12 protein-coding genes are annotated in these 14,050 nt (G+C 71.5%); 6 read left to right on the top strand and 6 right to left on the bottom strand.

Annotation, left to right across the window (positions count from 1 at the left end):
- Nucleotides 1-745 precede the first annotated feature (745 nt).
- Nucleotides 746-1,426, bottom strand: coding sequence for a transglycosylase SLT domain-containing protein (locus G3I19_RS06210; RefSeq protein ID WP_164260321.1), 681 nt, complete (start codon nt 1,424-1,426; stop codon nt 746-748).
- Between the two features lie 566 nt (nt 1,427-1,992).
- On the opposite strand from G3I19_RS06210, the gene G3I19_RS06205 reads away from it, so the two are divergent.
- Nucleotides 1,993-2,448, top strand: coding sequence for a cyclic nucleotide-binding domain-containing protein (locus G3I19_RS06205; protein WP_164260319.1), 456 nt, complete (start codon nt 1,993-1,995; stop codon nt 2,446-2,448).
- Nucleotides 2,449-2,476: 28 nt separating this feature from the next.
- Here the strand turns inward: G3I19_RS06205 and araB are convergent, their stop codons facing one another.
- From araB to G3I19_RS06190, 3 genes are all read right to left on the bottom strand, one after another.
- Nucleotides 2,477-4,213: a ribulokinase gene (gene araB, locus G3I19_RS06200; protein ID WP_164260317.1), complete on the bottom strand. Its 1,737-nt coding sequence runs from the start codon at nt 4,211-4,213 to the stop codon at nt 2,477-2,479.
- A gap of 185 nt (nt 4,214-4,398) precedes the next feature.
- The gene (locus G3I19_RS06195; protein ID WP_164260315.1) at nt 4,399-6,579 is read right to left on the bottom strand and encodes an alpha-N-acetylglucosaminidase; all 2,181 of its coding nucleotides are present in this window, start codon (nt 6,577-6,579) and stop codon (nt 4,399-4,401) included.
- Between the two features lie 223 nt (nt 6,580-6,802).
- Nucleotides 6,803-7,483: a TetR/AcrR family transcriptional regulator gene (locus G3I19_RS06190; RefSeq protein WP_164260313.1), complete on the bottom strand. Its 681-nt coding sequence runs from the start codon at nt 7,481-7,483 to the stop codon at nt 6,803-6,805.
- Between the two features lie 122 nt (nt 7,484-7,605).
- Here G3I19_RS06190 and G3I19_RS06185 point away from each other — a divergent pair, with 122 nt between their 5' ends.
- The 4 genes from G3I19_RS06185 to G3I19_RS06170 all read left to right on the top strand — a co-directional run bounded on the left by G3I19_RS06185 (nt 7,606) and on the right by G3I19_RS06170 (nt 11,305).
- Nucleotides 7,606-8,370, top strand: coding sequence for an SDR family NAD(P)-dependent oxidoreductase (locus G3I19_RS06185; protein WP_164260311.1), 765 nt, complete (start codon nt 7,606-7,608; stop codon nt 8,368-8,370).
- 60 nt (nt 8,371-8,430) lie between these two features.
- Nucleotides 8,431-8,616 carry a hypothetical protein gene (locus G3I19_RS06180; RefSeq protein ID WP_164260309.1) on the top strand — a complete coding sequence of 62 codons (186 nt, stop codon included), beginning with the start codon at nt 8,431-8,433 and terminating at the stop codon, nt 8,614-8,616.
- Nucleotides 8,617-8,652: 36 nt separating this feature from the next.
- Nucleotides 8,653-9,480: a VOC family protein gene (locus tag G3I19_RS06175; RefSeq protein WP_343235003.1), complete on the top strand. Its 828-nt coding sequence runs from the start codon at nt 8,653-8,655 to the stop codon at nt 9,478-9,480.
- Between the two features lie 637 nt (nt 9,481-10,117).
- Nucleotides 10,118-11,305 carry a peptidase S8 gene (locus G3I19_RS06170; RefSeq protein WP_239074007.1) on the top strand — a complete coding sequence of 396 codons (1,188 nt, stop codon included), beginning with the start codon at nt 10,118-10,120 and terminating at the stop codon, nt 11,303-11,305.
- A 475-nt stretch (nt 11,306-11,780) separates the two neighbouring features.
- Here the strand turns inward: G3I19_RS06170 and G3I19_RS06165 are convergent, their stop codons facing one another.
- A complete protein-coding gene (locus tag G3I19_RS06165) occupies nt 11,781-11,978 on the bottom strand; it encodes a hypothetical protein (RefSeq protein WP_164260305.1) in 198 nt (65 codons plus the stop codon).
- Between the two features lie 404 nt (nt 11,979-12,382).
- On the opposite strand from G3I19_RS06165, the gene G3I19_RS06160 reads away from it, so the two are divergent.
- A complete protein-coding gene (locus tag G3I19_RS06160; RefSeq protein ID WP_343235002.1) occupies nt 12,383-13,261 on the top strand; it encodes a phosphotransferase in 879 nt (292 codons plus the stop codon).
- Between the two features lie 120 nt (nt 13,262-13,381).
- Here G3I19_RS06160 and G3I19_RS06155 read toward each other — a convergent pair whose 3' ends face one another.
- Nucleotides 13,382-13,978 (bottom strand): TetR/AcrR family transcriptional regulator, encoded by a 597-nt coding sequence (locus G3I19_RS06155; RefSeq protein ID WP_164260303.1) that lies wholly within the window; start codon nt 13,976-13,978, stop codon nt 13,382-13,384.
- Nucleotides 13,979-14,050 lie beyond the last annotated feature (72 nt).

Genomic DNA, 14,050 nt, shown 5'->3' with positions numbered 1-14,050 from the left:
GGCCAGAACGGCGGCGACGACCGCCAGCGTGGCGGGAACCGGGCGCGCCCCGGCCCGTCGGCCGGGCAGCGGGCTCATACGGTGACCAGCCCCGCGGTCCGGGAGCTGACCGGCGGAGCGGGGCGGAGCCTCCTGTGCCACGGTCGCCCGGCGATCCGGTGGGGGAGGGGCCGGACCGTTACGACGATGAGCGGTCTGACCGGTACGACGACGGCGGCAGCGGCGTTGTGGACGCCGGGGCTGTTCACGGGGATGCGCCCTTTCGACACGACGGATGGAGCTGTTACCTCCCTGAGTGTGTGGCCTGCGACCCGCGAGAACGATCAACCCGGTGGGCGGCGTTTCGGTGGGGGGACCGGCTCGGGGAGCAGCTCGACGCGGGGGCATCGGTCGCATCGGCGGTACCGGGACCAGTCGCCGGGAAACGCGTGGGCCGGTGCGCGGGACGCCGGCCGGCGGCCGGGTGGTGAAACGCGGCGAGGCCCGTTCGGCGCGGTTGCGCTGCCGAACGGGCCTGTGCCGTAAAGCGTGTGGGGACCGGTGTCGCTCATCGGCCCGTTGTCCGGGCCTGCTTCACGCCGGTCCGTGGGCCTGAGCCTGCGGGGAAGGACGCGGGGAAGGTACGGCACGAGCCCGCCGGTGTTCGCGGTCCGCTGGGGGCCGCTCCCACCGGGGCTCGTGTCCGCCGTTCCTCCGGGTCTTTCGCTCACCCGCGCCGGGTCGGTCCACTGGGTGGATCTCCGGCTCAGTAAGCCGAGTTGACGTTGTCGATGGAGCCGTAGCGGTGCGCCGCGTAGTTGGCGGCGGCCGTCAGGTTCGCGACCGGGTCCGTCAGCTTGTAGGCGGTTCCGGAGACGTGGTACGTGTCGAAGGTGGGCTGGATCACCTGGAGCAGGCCCTTCGAGGGGATGCCGTTGCGGGCGTTGATGTCCCAGTTGTTCACGGCGTTCGGGTTGCCGCTGGACTCACGCATGATGTTGCGGTGCAGGCCCTCGTAGGTGCCGGGGATGTGCTTGGCCTTCATGATGGCCAGCGACTCCTTGATCCAGCCGTCCAGGTTGTTCTTGTAGTGCACGGGCGCGGCGGCCTTGTGCTTGGCCGCGCTCTTCTTGACCGCGGCGGCCTTCGTCTTGGCCGCCTTGGCCTTCGCCGCCTTGGTCTTCGCGGCCTTCGCGGCCTTGTCGTCCTTCTCGTTCTTCTTCGCGGGCTTGGCCGCGGCCTTCTTGGGGGTGTCCTTCTTCGGCGCGTCCTTCGCGGGAAGGCCGTTGGCGGAGACCGGCTTGACCGAGGCGGCCGCGTGCGCGGGTATCTGGGCGCTGCTCGACTCGGTGGTGGCGGCCAGCGCGGTGCTGGCACCCACGGCCACGAGGACGGTGGCGGCGATCTTGTGCGTACGGGTGGTGCGGGGCAGGGAGATGCGGGGCATGCTGGCCTCTTCCAGGTGGGGGACGTGACGTGTGGCCTTCGGCGGCGCAGTGGATGTGAAACCGAGGGTCTTGGCCGCGTTCGCCGACTGGCGTTGGTCGCAGGCTCGTTCTCGGTGCTTGCCGGGATCTATGGTTAGCGCCCGTCTTCAGCGGTGGCAATGACCCGCTGTACTACCCATCATCGTGAGATGAGGCGAAATGCCCGAAATCATGGCTGTTTTGCCGCCATGGGCGGGGGCGAGGGTCGACTATCCCGGGTCGTAAGTGACCTAGGTCCTGTGGCTGGTGTCACCCCGCGAAGCGCCTGAAAATCCCCAAAAAGTTGTGTGGGTCACAGGGGTTGGGGAGGTTTTCGGTGATTCAGCACCGCTTCGGCGGGTAAGAGTCAGCGCTACTGCCGGCCGGGGCGTGTGTCCCGACCGTCACCCGGCGTGCAGCGGGCCCGGCTGTGGACCGGAAGGGACGGCGGCACCGGAGATACCCTCGAAGCAAGGGGATCCCCGCCCGTCATCCGGCGATCCGGCGGCCGTGGCGCGCGGGACACTCAGCGAGGAGGTTCCCCACGATGACTTCCACGACACGGCTGATGAACGTTCTTCCCGCATTCCACCGCGAACGCCTGATGGACCTGGCCAGGGACGTCTTCTTTCCCCAGGACGCGAGGATCTTCGAGGAGAATTCCCCCGCGGACAAGTTCTGGATCATCCATACCGGCACCGTGGCGCTCGATCTGCACGTACCGCAGCGGGGCAGGGTCATGGTCGACACCCTGGAGGTCGGGGACCTGCTCGGCTGGTCCTGGCTCTTCCCTCCGCACCGGTGGCATTTCGGAGCCGAGGCATTCAGTCCGGTCCGGGCGCACGAGTTCGACGCGATCGCCGCCAGGGAGGTGTGCGAGAGCGACCACGAGCTGGGCCTGGCACTCGCCCGCTCCGTCGCCGAGGTCCTCGCCACCCGGCTGGAGGTCGCCCGTACGAAACTGCTCGACCAGTACATGCTGCACGGGGCCACCGGTATATAGGGCCCGGCCAGTGGAGCCCGGCAGCTGATCAGGGCTGCGGGGAACCGGCTGCCGCGCCCTCTTCGGTCACGGACTGTGCCGAAGCGGCCACGGCTGTACGGCGCAGCCGCCTGAGCCGGTGCATCACGTCATTGGCGCCGCGGCCGAAATAGTCGTGCAGCCGGCAGTACTCGGCATAGAGAAGGTCGTACGCCGCCGACCTGACCGGATCGGGCTCGTGCACGGCCGGGCGGACCCGGCCCATCGCCGACGCCGCGGCGTGGATGTCCGGGTACGCGCCCGCGGCGACCGCCGCGTGCATGGCCGAGCCGAGCGCCGGACCCCGGGACGAGTGGATCACGCCCAGCGGGCGCCGGGTGACATCGGCGTACAGCTGGGTCAGGAAGGTGTTCTCCAGCAGCCCGCCGGCCAGGGTGATACCGGTGACCGGCACCCCTGCCTCCTCGAAGGACTCGATGATCCGGCGGGTCCCGAAAGCCGTCGCCTCCAGCAGGGCGCGGTAGACGTCCTCGGGCCTGGTGGCGAGCGTCAGACCCACCACGGTGCCGCTCAGCTCATGATCGGCGAGCACCGAACGGTTGCCGCTGTGCCAGTCGAGGGCCACCAGGCCGTGCTCCCCGACGGCCTGTGCGGCGCCCAGCCGGGTCAGATGCTCATGGAGTGTGCGGCCCAGCCGCCGTGCCTCACGCGCGTACGACTCCGGTACCGAGGTCCGTACGTACCAGGCGAAGATGTCGCCGACGCCGCTCTGCCCGGCCTCGTACCCCCACAGCCCGGGGACGATGCCGCCGTCGACCACCCCGGACACACCCGCCACCGGTCTCGGATCCGGGGAGCTCACCATATGGCAGGCGGACGTCCCCATGATCAGCACCATCCGGCCCGCTCCGGCCGCGCCGGTGGCAGGCACGGTCACGTGTGCGTCGATGTTCCCGACACACACCGCGATCCCCTCGGGCAGCCCGGTCCAGGCGGCCGCCCGCGCGGTCAGGCCGCCCGCCCGGGTGCCGAGCGCACCGGTCGGGTGCTCGATCTTGGTACGCACGAAGTCCCGGAATCCGGGGTCGAGTGCGGCGAGGAACTCATCGGACGGGTGGGCGCCGTCCTGCAGCAGTCCCTTGTAACCGGCGGCGCAGGCGCTGCGGACATAGCGGCCGCACAGCTGCCAGACGATCCAGTCGGTCGCCTCGACCCAGTGGGCGGTCTTGGCGTACAGCTCCGGGTCCTCGTCGAGGAGCTGAAGCCCCTTGGCGAACTGGCCCTCCGACGAGACCCGGCCCCCGTAGCGGTCCAGCCACGGCTCGGCACGCTCGGCCGCCAGGGCACTGATCCGGTCGGCCTGGGGCTGCGCAGAGTGGTGCTTCCAGAGCTTCACGTAAGCGTGCGGCCGGTCCCGGTACCGGGGCACCTCACACAGCGGTGTGCCGTCGGCCGTCACCGGGATCATGGTGCACGACGTGAAGTCGGTACCCAGCCCGATCACCCGTTCCGCCGGGACCCCGCTCGCCTTCAGCGCCTCCGGTACCGCGTGGCGCAGCACCCCGAGGTAGTCGGAGGGAACCTGGAGGGCCCAGTCGGGCGGCAGCCGGGGGCCGCCGTGGGGGAGCGCCTCGTCGAGCACACCGTGCGGGTAGGGATGTTCGGCCGCGCCCAGCTCGGCGCCGTCCCGGACACGGACCACCACGGCACGGCCGGACAGGGTGCCGAAGTCCACTCCGACGACATAGGAATCCTGGTCCCGGCCGCTCCCCGGCGCTGCGCTCACGACTCACTTCTCCTGCCCGTAGGGAGGGGCCGGCCTGCGCCGTCCGTTCCGGTCGGCTGCGGATGCGCGGGAGCGCCCCTCGCCGCAGGTCATCGTACGCGTCGGGGATCCGGCGGAGCTGTGCGGCAGGGCCCGGGCGATGCGCTCGTGGCGGCTCGGGCGACGCCGCCGGTGCCGGGTACGCGTCAGCCCGGGCGGCCGGCTCCTGCGACCCGGCGGGCGATGCGCACGATGTCGCCGGACGGCTCCGTGCGGCAGGGGGGATGGTCGCGGATCCAAGCCTCCTCGATCGCGTACCAGTCGATGTCGCGCGGTGCGCGGTTCCCGGCGAGCGCTGTGCCGAGCTCGTCGAAGTAGGTCTTCCAGCGCAGCGTGTAGAGCCCTCCGACCAGCCCGGCCCACTCGCGGTTCGCGTAGTCGCGCAGCCCGCCGTCGTCCGCCGCCGCGCGGTCGCCCCAGACAGTGAGGAGCGACACCGCGTCCCGGGCGAGTCGGTCCTTCTCGGCGCTGTCCGCGCCCCAGGAACGGGCGTCGGAGATCCAGCGCCCCAGCAGGAAGCGGCGGTCGGTGGCGACGGTCTCCTCCAGGAGCCCCATCCAGGTGAACCACTCCGCGGTGAGCCGCCGGAACGCCGCCAGGTCACCCCCGTCGTACGCGGACTTGATCCGCGGCAGCAGGGTGCGGCTGTGGTGCGAGAGGGTCTGGCGGGTGACGTCGAGAAGGTCGTACCGGTAGGCACTGCTGCGCCGCAACGCGGCCGGTACCGCCAGGAGTTCGGGCAGGGCGCGGGCGAACTCCGCCGTGTCGTAGCGGAGTCGGTCGGGCGACCAGGCGGCGCCGCTCGTCGCGGTCAGTGAGGGCCGGGCGCCGAAGAGGCCGTCCGGAGCCTCGCTCCAGCTGTCCTCGCGGGTCGTGCCGTACGCGGTACGGCGCAGGATGTCCCAGGCCGCGGCCGCGTGCCGGTCGGGGGCCCCGTACCGCTCCGCCGACCACCGGTCGAACCAGGCGGTGAGGGAGACGGGGCCTTCGGTCCAGGGCAGATCGCTGAAGAGCGCGAAGGCGGCCGGATTGTTGTCCGCGCCCTCGGGCATCAGCGCGATGCCGCTGAGCGCGCTGTCCTGTCTGGTGCGCCACCGCTCGTACAGGGCCGCCCAGTCAGGGGTGTTGGCACCCATGGTGGTGTGTCCGCCGAAGTTCCAGATCGACCCGAAGGCGTACGGTGTCCCGGCCCAGTCCTCCTCACGGTCGGTGACGGTCGGGAAGCGGTCGGAGAGGCCGTCCACGATGAACATCTTCGACCGGTCGACGGCGTCGATGATCTCGCGACGTGGATTGCTCTGCCAGCCGAGCACGTTCCAGACGGCCCCGGGGTGCGCGGTGCGCAGCGCCTTCTCCACGGCCTTCGCGGCCTCGCCCACGGGTACGTCCCCGGGGTCACCGCCCTCGTGCAGCAGGTCGACCTTGTACATGTCGGAGTCGCCGAGCAGGGCGCTCTGGATCCGGTAGAAGGTCTCGGCGACCCTCCCGAAGACAGCCGTGCGCGGGTCCAGCCAGTCGGGGCGGGTGAAGCCGGTCCATTCGCCCTGCGGTACGACATGGGCGCCCGGGTTGCGGTCGGCGAACCCGGCCGGGACCGTACCGAAGTAGCCGGGGAGTACAGGGGTCATGCCCAGTTCGCGTATCCGCCCGACGATCCGCTGCGCGAGGCGCAGCCGCCGGTCCAGGAGCTGCTGCGACACCGGCCCGCCGAAGCCCGACATGTTCTGCAGCAGCCACCACGGCTGGTGGGCGGGGCCCGGTATCCAGGCCCGCAGCTCGGTGTCGCCGTACCCGAACTCCTGGAAGGTCCGGTGGTAGACGCTGTCCGCCCCGGTGTAGACGAGGACCTCGTTGTAGCCGTGCAGGGCCAGCACGTCGAGTTCGTGCTCCCAGTACTCCCAGCCGCTGTAGGGGCCGGTGTAACCGTCGTTGGTGTCGTTGAAGACGAAACGGTGTGTGACGTTCGCGGCCTTGACCAGCGGTGCCCGCAGGCCGGGGAGCCGGCGGGGGAGGGCGGTCTGCTCGCCGTTCCAGGAGAAGTGGGCGTGCGCCGTCGACCGCAGATAGTGGTGCAGCCCGGTGAGCTGCACGGCCGGTGTGGTGCCATCGACCACGATCCGGCCGGTCGTGCCGGACACCCGGAAGGCGTCCGCGCCGTCCCTGGCGGGCACGGCGCGGAACGTGACCTGGTCGCAGTGGCGGGGGAGGAGCCGCGCCAGTGCGCGGGAGGCCGCCGGACGCTGCACCGCCCCGGCGCTGCCCTGCCCGGCGCCGAGCGCGGCGGCCGCGCCCAGAGCGGCGATGATCGTGCGTCGGCCGATGTCCATGGGGCGACTCCCTGGCGGCAGTGGGGCGGACTCGATCACTGGACGGAGATCCTAGACGCAGATGATGACAGCCGGTCAAGGCATGCGCACAGGGGGAGTTGAGCGCGCGGCACCGATGGAATCGCCGTGGACCGCGGCAGGCGTCGCTTGAGACCGTGACAGGAGTCGCTGGAGATGTGACGGGCCGGAGCCCCGGTGAGGGCGCGCGGGAGACCCCTGCCGGTCAGCCGGCGGGGGTGGCTTCTGGGCCGTCCCACAGCCGCAGGCCCGCCGTCAGCCCGTGCACACAGCGCGCCGCCAGCTCGGCGGGTCCACCGGGGCCGTGGTCGGGCGCGTCCGTGGTGGCCCAGACCTCGACGGCGACCCTCATCGCGGTGTTGGCGGCGGCGGAGGCGAGCCTGATCTCCAGCGGGTCCACCTCGTCACCCGCCAACGCGGCCAGTACCGGGGTGAGTTCCTCCTCGGCGTCATGGGTCACCCGGAGCCAGACGGAGCGCAGGCCCGGATGGGTGTCCATCGCCCGGATCAGCCCCCGTGTCCAGTGCAGGGCCTGGGTCTCGGCCTCGTCGGTGGGGGTGAGTGCCCGCTGCGCGGCCCGTTCGAGCGCACGGGGCACAGGCAGTTCGCCGGGGCTGTCGCGCAGGTCGGCGATCCACTGCTTCACTCCGCTGGACAGCAGCGGAGCGACCGCGTCCTCCTTCGTACGGAAGTACCGGTAGAAGGTCCGCAGCGCGATCCCGGAGGCGCGGGCGATGTCCTCGGCCGTGGTGCTGTCGGCGCCCCGTTCGGCGAAGAGGGCGGCGGCGGTGCGGGCGATCTCCAGCTGGGTCGCCGCCTTGCGGCGCTCGGTCAGCGAGGGCCGGGCGGCGGCCGTCCGGTGCGTCTCTGGGGGCGTCTCTGGCATGTCCAAAGGGTATGTCCCGGAGCCGGCGGTCCGCCTCATCTGCCTATGTGGCACAACGTGCCATCGAGGCGTACTGTGCAAAGGAAGGGCTCGAAGGCGAGCCCGGAACGGAGACAGGAACAATGAACCGCTTTGACGGACGCCGCGTACTGGTCACCGGTGGTGGCTCGGGTATCGGGCAGGCCACCGTGGCCCGCATCCTCGCGGAGGGCGGCACCGTCGTCGCCGCCGACATCGTCGAGGCGGGCCTCGACACCACCCGTGAGCAGGCGCGCGCCGCAGGAAACGAGAGCCGGCTCACGACGGTCGTGGCCGACATCTCCGACGAGTCTTCGGTGCGCTCCGCCATCGGGGGAGCCATCAGCGACCTGGGCGGCCTGGACGCGCTGGTCAACGCGGCGGGCATCCTGCGGTCCTCGCACACCGCCGACACCAGCCTGGAACTCTGGAACAAGATCCTCGCGGTGAACCTCACCGGCACCTTCCTGGTCACACGTGAGGCGCTGCCCGCGCTGCTGGCGGACGGCAAGGGCGTAGTGGTCAACTTCAGCTCCACGTCCGCCACCTTCGCGCACCCGTACATGGCGGCCTACGCCGCGACGAAGGGCGGCATACAGTCCTTCACGCACGCCATCGCCATCGAGTACGCCAAGCAGGGGCTGCGCGCCGTGTGTGTCGCGCCGGGCTCGATCGCCTCGGGCATGACCAGCGACCCCGGCCTGCCGGCGGACGCCGACCTCAGCCTGCTCGCGAAGCTCTCCCCGGCCATCGGCCAGGGGTTCGCCGGGCCGGAGACGGTGGCGGGCGTGATCGCGATGCTGGCTTCCGACGACGGCGCGTTCGTCACGGGCACGGAGCTGCGTATCGACGGCGGTACGCACGCCTGAGACCGACGGCGCTACGCCCGCCTGACGTACGCCTGACCCGGTCCGCCTCCTGGTCGCCCCTTGACCGCCCCCGACCACGCCGGCCGCCGCCCGCCGGTCGCCCCCTCCGGAGCCGCTCCCCGCGGGGTGATCGACGAGCGGTGGCTCTCCTGTGTGGGCAGACTGGAAGAACCGGACGAGGCGCCGTCGCGGCGCCGCGCCCTGCTCTGCCACCGCTGCGACACGCGGCCCGCGTGGGGCGGGTGAGACAGGACGGTTCCGGCGGACGAGGAGGAGATCCCGGTGGATGCCGCAGGCGTGGAGTGGAGCGATGCGGTGTCCGGGGCCCCCTGTTGGGTCAACCTGACCGCACGGGATCTGGCGGCCGCCCAGGACTTCTACGGCCCCGTGATGTCGTGGCAGTTCCGCCCGGCGAAGCTCGGCGAGGAGTTCAGCGTCGCCCTCCGGGACGGATCACCGGTGGCCGGGATCGGAGCCCTCGCGCCCACCCTCCAGGTCGCCGTCGCCTGGACCCCGTACTTCGCGGTCTCCGACGCGGATGTGGCGGCCGCCCGGATCAGGGAGCGCAGCGGCACGGTGGCCATCGGGCCGGTCTCCCTCGTCTCGGGGCGCGGCGCGCTGGCCGCCGACCGGGACGGCGCGGTGTTCGGGATCTGGGAGGGGCAGCTCCTCTCCGGCTGGGAGGCGTGGCGCGACAGCACCCCTGCCTGGCTGCGGCTGCGTACCCGCAACGCCTTCGACGCGGCGATCTTCTACGGGGGAGTACTGGACTGGGCCAGTGGGCTCCCGGGCAGCTGTGAGGTCGAGTACGAACAGGACGAGGTGGTGCTGCGCAGCGGCGGCCATGTCGTCGCCCGCCTCAGCTCCGGGGCGCTGGAGGCGGCCCGCGACCCGGCGATCCGGCCGCACTGGCAGGTGCACTTCCCGGTGCCCGACGTACCGGCCTGCGTCGAGGCGGCGCTCGCCAACGGCGGCACCGTCGTCGCACGACAGGCGACGCCCTCCGGCACGGAGGCGACACTGCGCGACCCGGACGGCGGTCTGTTCACCGTGACGCCGCTGCACCCCGGCGACGTGGGCGCCCGGCTCTCGCCGGGACCGGCCGAGTAGGCGAGTACGAGTAGGCGTGTACGAGCACCCGTACGAGCACCGGGCAGCACCGGCCGGGCAGCGCCCGCTGGTAGTGCCCGCTCGGCAGCGCCCGCTGGTAGTGCCCGCTCGGCAGCGCCCGGCGAGTAGCGGGCGGTCCCGAACGGCGGCCGCGTAAGGCTCCGGCGGTCCGGTCATCGGCGGGCGGCAGCTTCGGGCTTCGGGCTCCGTGCCCGTACGAAGAGGAGCGCCCCCGAAGCCGCCGCCGCCGTCCGGCTTCGGTCACGTCCACGACGAGCAACACAGAACCGGCCCCGCAGGTGCGGCTCCGGCATACGGGCACGCTGTCCGCGGCTCTCCAACACCTCAGCACCCAGAGGCTGTTCGGTGTCACCCCCGTACCGCCCCTGATCACTCCCCCCGGCAGGCAAGCCTTTGGCCATGGGATACCCATCGGTCGCCCCCGAGGGTAAAGCACGGGTACAGACGCCCCCGGCCGTCTTGTTGACGTGTTCCTGGCGAACGTAGGTTGTGGCCGCCCCCGCCGCGTGACCCGTCGGCCGGGGCTGCAAGCGCACGTACACAGCTCCTCGTTCCCCCACAAGACGGAGGCAGAACGTTGTTGCGCAGATCCCTTTCCCTCACGGCGGTGGCCGGAATGGCCACCGCCGCGCTCGCTCTGGCCGCACCCATCGGCCAGGCAGCGCCCGCCCATTCGGGCTCATCCGCCCAGGGCGTCAAGGTCGCCCGGTCGTGTGCCCAGCCGACGAAGAAGGACTACATGGCGTGCAACGCGCTCCATGTCACGTCCGGTACCCCCGCGTCGGCCAACACCGAGCGCAACCTCACCGCGGCCGCCGCGCCCTCCGGCCTCGGCCCGTCCTCGCTCCAGGCGGCGTACAACCTGCCGTCCGCCAGCGCGGGTTCGGGTGCCACTGTGGCGATCGTCGACGCGTACGACGACCCGAAGGCCGAGTCCGACCTCGCGACCTACCGTTCGCAGTACGGACTCCCCGCGTGCACCACGGCCAACGGCTGCTTCAAGAAGGTCGGCCAGTCAGGTACCTCCAGCCTGCCCTCGGCCGACGGTGGCTGGGCCGAGGAGATATCGCTCGACCTCGACATGGTCAGCGCGGCCTGCCCCAGCTGCAAGATCCTCCTGGTGGAGGCGACCACGCCGACGATGGACAACCTCGGCACCGCGGTCAACTCGGCCGTCAAGCTCGGCGCCAAGTACGTCTCGAACAGCTACGGCGGCGGTGAGTCCTCCTCCGACAGCTCGTACGACACCAAGTACTTCAACCACCCCGGCGTGGCCATCACCGTGAGCTCCGGTGACGACGGCTACGGCGCCGAGTACCCGGCAGCCTCGCGCTACGTCACCGCCGTCGGCGGTACGTCGCTCAAGACCGCTTCCTCCACCCGCGGTTGGGTGGACACGGTGTGGAATGGCGCCGGTTCGGGCTGCTCGGGCTACGACGCCAAGCCGTCGTGGCAGAAGGACACCGGCTGCGCCAAGCGCACGGTCGCCGATGTGTCCGCGGTCGCCGACCCCAACACGGGCGTCGCCGTGTACGACTCGTACAGCCCCGGCACCGGCTGGATGGTCTTCGGCGGCACCAGCGCGTCGTCGCCCCTGATCGCTGCGGTCTACGCACTCGCGGGCACCCCGTCGTCGGGCTCCACCCCGGCGTCGTTCCCGTACGCGCACACCGGCTCGCTGAATGACGTCACCAGCGGCTCGAACGGCAGCTGTGGCTCGTCCTACCTGTGCACCGGCAAGGCGGGCTACGACGGCCCGAGCGGCTTGGGCACCCCCAACGGAACCGCGGCCTTCACCGGCTGACACCCGTCACGTCCACTCCTCGCGGGGCGGTTCCTTGCGGACCGCCCCGCGAGGCTGTCCGGACGTGGGTTTGTGGTTTGCAGGTTCCCGTCTGCACGGCCGCCGCTGTCTGTCTTCAGGAGGTCTCTGTCGTGCCGGTCCTCGGCGACTACGTGGCCGACCACGAAAACACCTGCTCGAACGGCAACGTCATCGACCACTCAGGCAGGTGACCGGCGGCAGCGCCCACTGGCCGATACCTGGCGGCCGAGTGGGCGCGGCCCTGGCGTCAGGCGCCTACGGGCTCCGAGACGGCTGAGAGGCATGAACGGTCATCCGCCCGATCTTCCCCATCCTGCCTCTCGGGGCCCGCGGAGTCGGTTCGATGACGTCCCCGGTACGGCGCGGGTGCTCCCGCTGCCCCGGCCGTGGGGCGACTCACCCGCCCGGCGCGCGCCGCACCGTGAGGGTGCGGCGCCGCTCTCCCGGGGGTTGGTCACCAGTCGACTCGGCTGCCGTTGGACTCGCCTCCGACGCAGATCGTGTTGTTGTGCGAGTCGAAGTCGAGGTGGCCGCCGCCGTATTCGCACTGTTCGACGGTGATGGTGTCCGCTGCTACGGCAGCGGTGGCGGCGCCGAGCGGGATGGTGAGCACGACGGCGAGGACGGCGAGGGCCGAGAGCGTGCGGTGCATGGAAATCCTCCTGAGGGACGCACGGTTGATCCGTGGTCTTCCTGCACCGCCCCCGCGCCCTGCATGCGGACTGCCCCACGCATGGCTGACTCCATACGCCCGTACGGCCCAGTCTCCGGGCGGGTCGACCCGAGACCGTCCCCGGGTTCGCCGGCCCACTTCCCGCTTCGCTCTTCCTCCTCGACGCCCCCGCGCCACGCCCCGCTTCGCCGCTCGATGTACGGATGCCGGGCCGCGGACGTCCTGGCCGTCGCCGCCGATCTCCAGCGGGCGCTGCCCGGCTGCCGCACCATCATCTGCACGGCCTTGAGGAGTCCCGGCTACCTCTCGCGGGCGATTGTCGCGGGCGATTGGCGAGACGCGGGCCCGCACCCGCACCGAGGCGGGCTGCGACAATCGGTCCTGTGACTTCTCTGCCGCGGAGCTGGGCCCGGGTTGAGCGGCTGGACGCCGCCCGGACGGTTGACGCCCTGTACGCGCGGACCGGCGTCCGCTTCGCTCTGGAAGGTCCTTGCCCGGGCGGGCAGGTCGGAGCCGCCTATGTGCGGCGGCCCGACGGGCGCCGTTCCGTCCTCAAGTGGCGACCGCACAGCAGAGTGGCGGACATGCGGGCAGGGCCACTCGCCGTTACCGAAGCACTGCGGCTGGCGGGCTACCCGGCACCGGCCACTGAGCTGATCAGCCAGGTCGGCCACGCGGTGGTGATGGTTCAGGAGCTCCTGCCGGGCACGACGCTCGACCACCTCGACCAGCGCAGCCTGGACCAGGCGCTCGGACTCAACCAGTTGCAGGCCGACCGGCTTGCCGGCCACCCCGGAATCCCAACGGTGGAGTTTCACCTGCGTGAGGACGGGCCCGGCTACTGCCTGCACGATCCCTTGCGCCGGTACAACCGCCGCACTGCCGCGTTCGAACGCTGGATCGCCGCTGTGGGCGCGGACCATCCCGCTCGGATGGCCGGGCGCGACGCCGTACACATGGACTTCCAGCCCGGCAACATCCTGGCGACAGGCGGCTCGATCACCGGCGTCATCGACTGGGACGGTGCCGCCCGCGGCGACCGGCGATTCGACCTGGTCACCCTGCGCTTCGGCATCCACTCCACGGAAGCCGACCCGGGAGTGACACACCGCCTCGACGCTGTCCTCGATTCGTTCCCCGAGGACATCCTGCGGCCCGCATGGGCCCATATGAGCCTTCGCATGGTCGACTGGGCCATCAGACACTTCACCCCGGCGGACGTGGAGCACTGGCTGGACCTCGCCGAACAACGCATGAGTTGACGGCACCACTCCGCGCCACGAGCCCCTGCCCCCGGCGCGTGGAGGCCCATCGAGAGGCGCGCGCCCCGGTGCACCCGGGCGGCCGCGCGCTCCGGCGGAAGCCGCACGAGCGCGCCCTGCTCAGTCCTCCGCGGGCGGCAGGTCCTCCAACAGGCCCCCCAGTGCGCCGAGGACCAGCCGGGAGATGTCCTCCGGGGCCGCGCCGGCCAAGGGCTCCTTGGCCACGACGACCCGCATCAGGCCGATCCCGAGCAGCCACGCCATCGCGAGATCCGCGCGCAGCAGGCTGTCCTCCTCGCCGGACAGGGTGGACAGCGCCGCTGAGTACTCGTCCCCCAGTGCCTTGACCATGTCGCTTGCCGCTCCACCGGTCCCGATCGACCGCAGATAGACGGCCAGCGGGAGGTCCGCCGCCTCTTTCCCGCCACCGGTGAGCATCCCGCGCAGAGCCGTGGCGAACAGCCGTTCCGGCGGTGTCGTACGCACCTGCTCCTGGCCCCCGGACGCCATCACCTCGGTCAGCAGGGCCTGTTTCGAGCCGAAGTACCTGAACAGCAGCGCCTGGTTGACCCCGGCCCGTGCGGCGATGTCGCGCACCGTCGCTGCCTCGTACCCCCGCTCGGCGAACAGTTCCGCCGCCGCGTCGAGGAGCAGCCGCCGGGTCCCCTGTGCGTCACGGCGCCGCTCGGCAGGCCCGTTGCGCGGGCGTTCCTCCATGATCGGCTCCTCCCCGATGAGGCGTCAGCATAACGGCCGTATACCGCCGTTGACGGTGCCCTGCCGCCCGCC

Origin of the sequence: Streptomyces sp. SID10853 (assembly GCF_010548145.1) — a bacterium.
In the GTDB taxonomy this organism is placed as follows: Bacteria; Actinomycetota; Actinomycetes; order Streptomycetales; family Streptomycetaceae; genus Streptomyces.
Note: the sequence above shows the minus strand (reverse complement) of the source record. Positions and strands in the feature narration are given on the sequence as shown.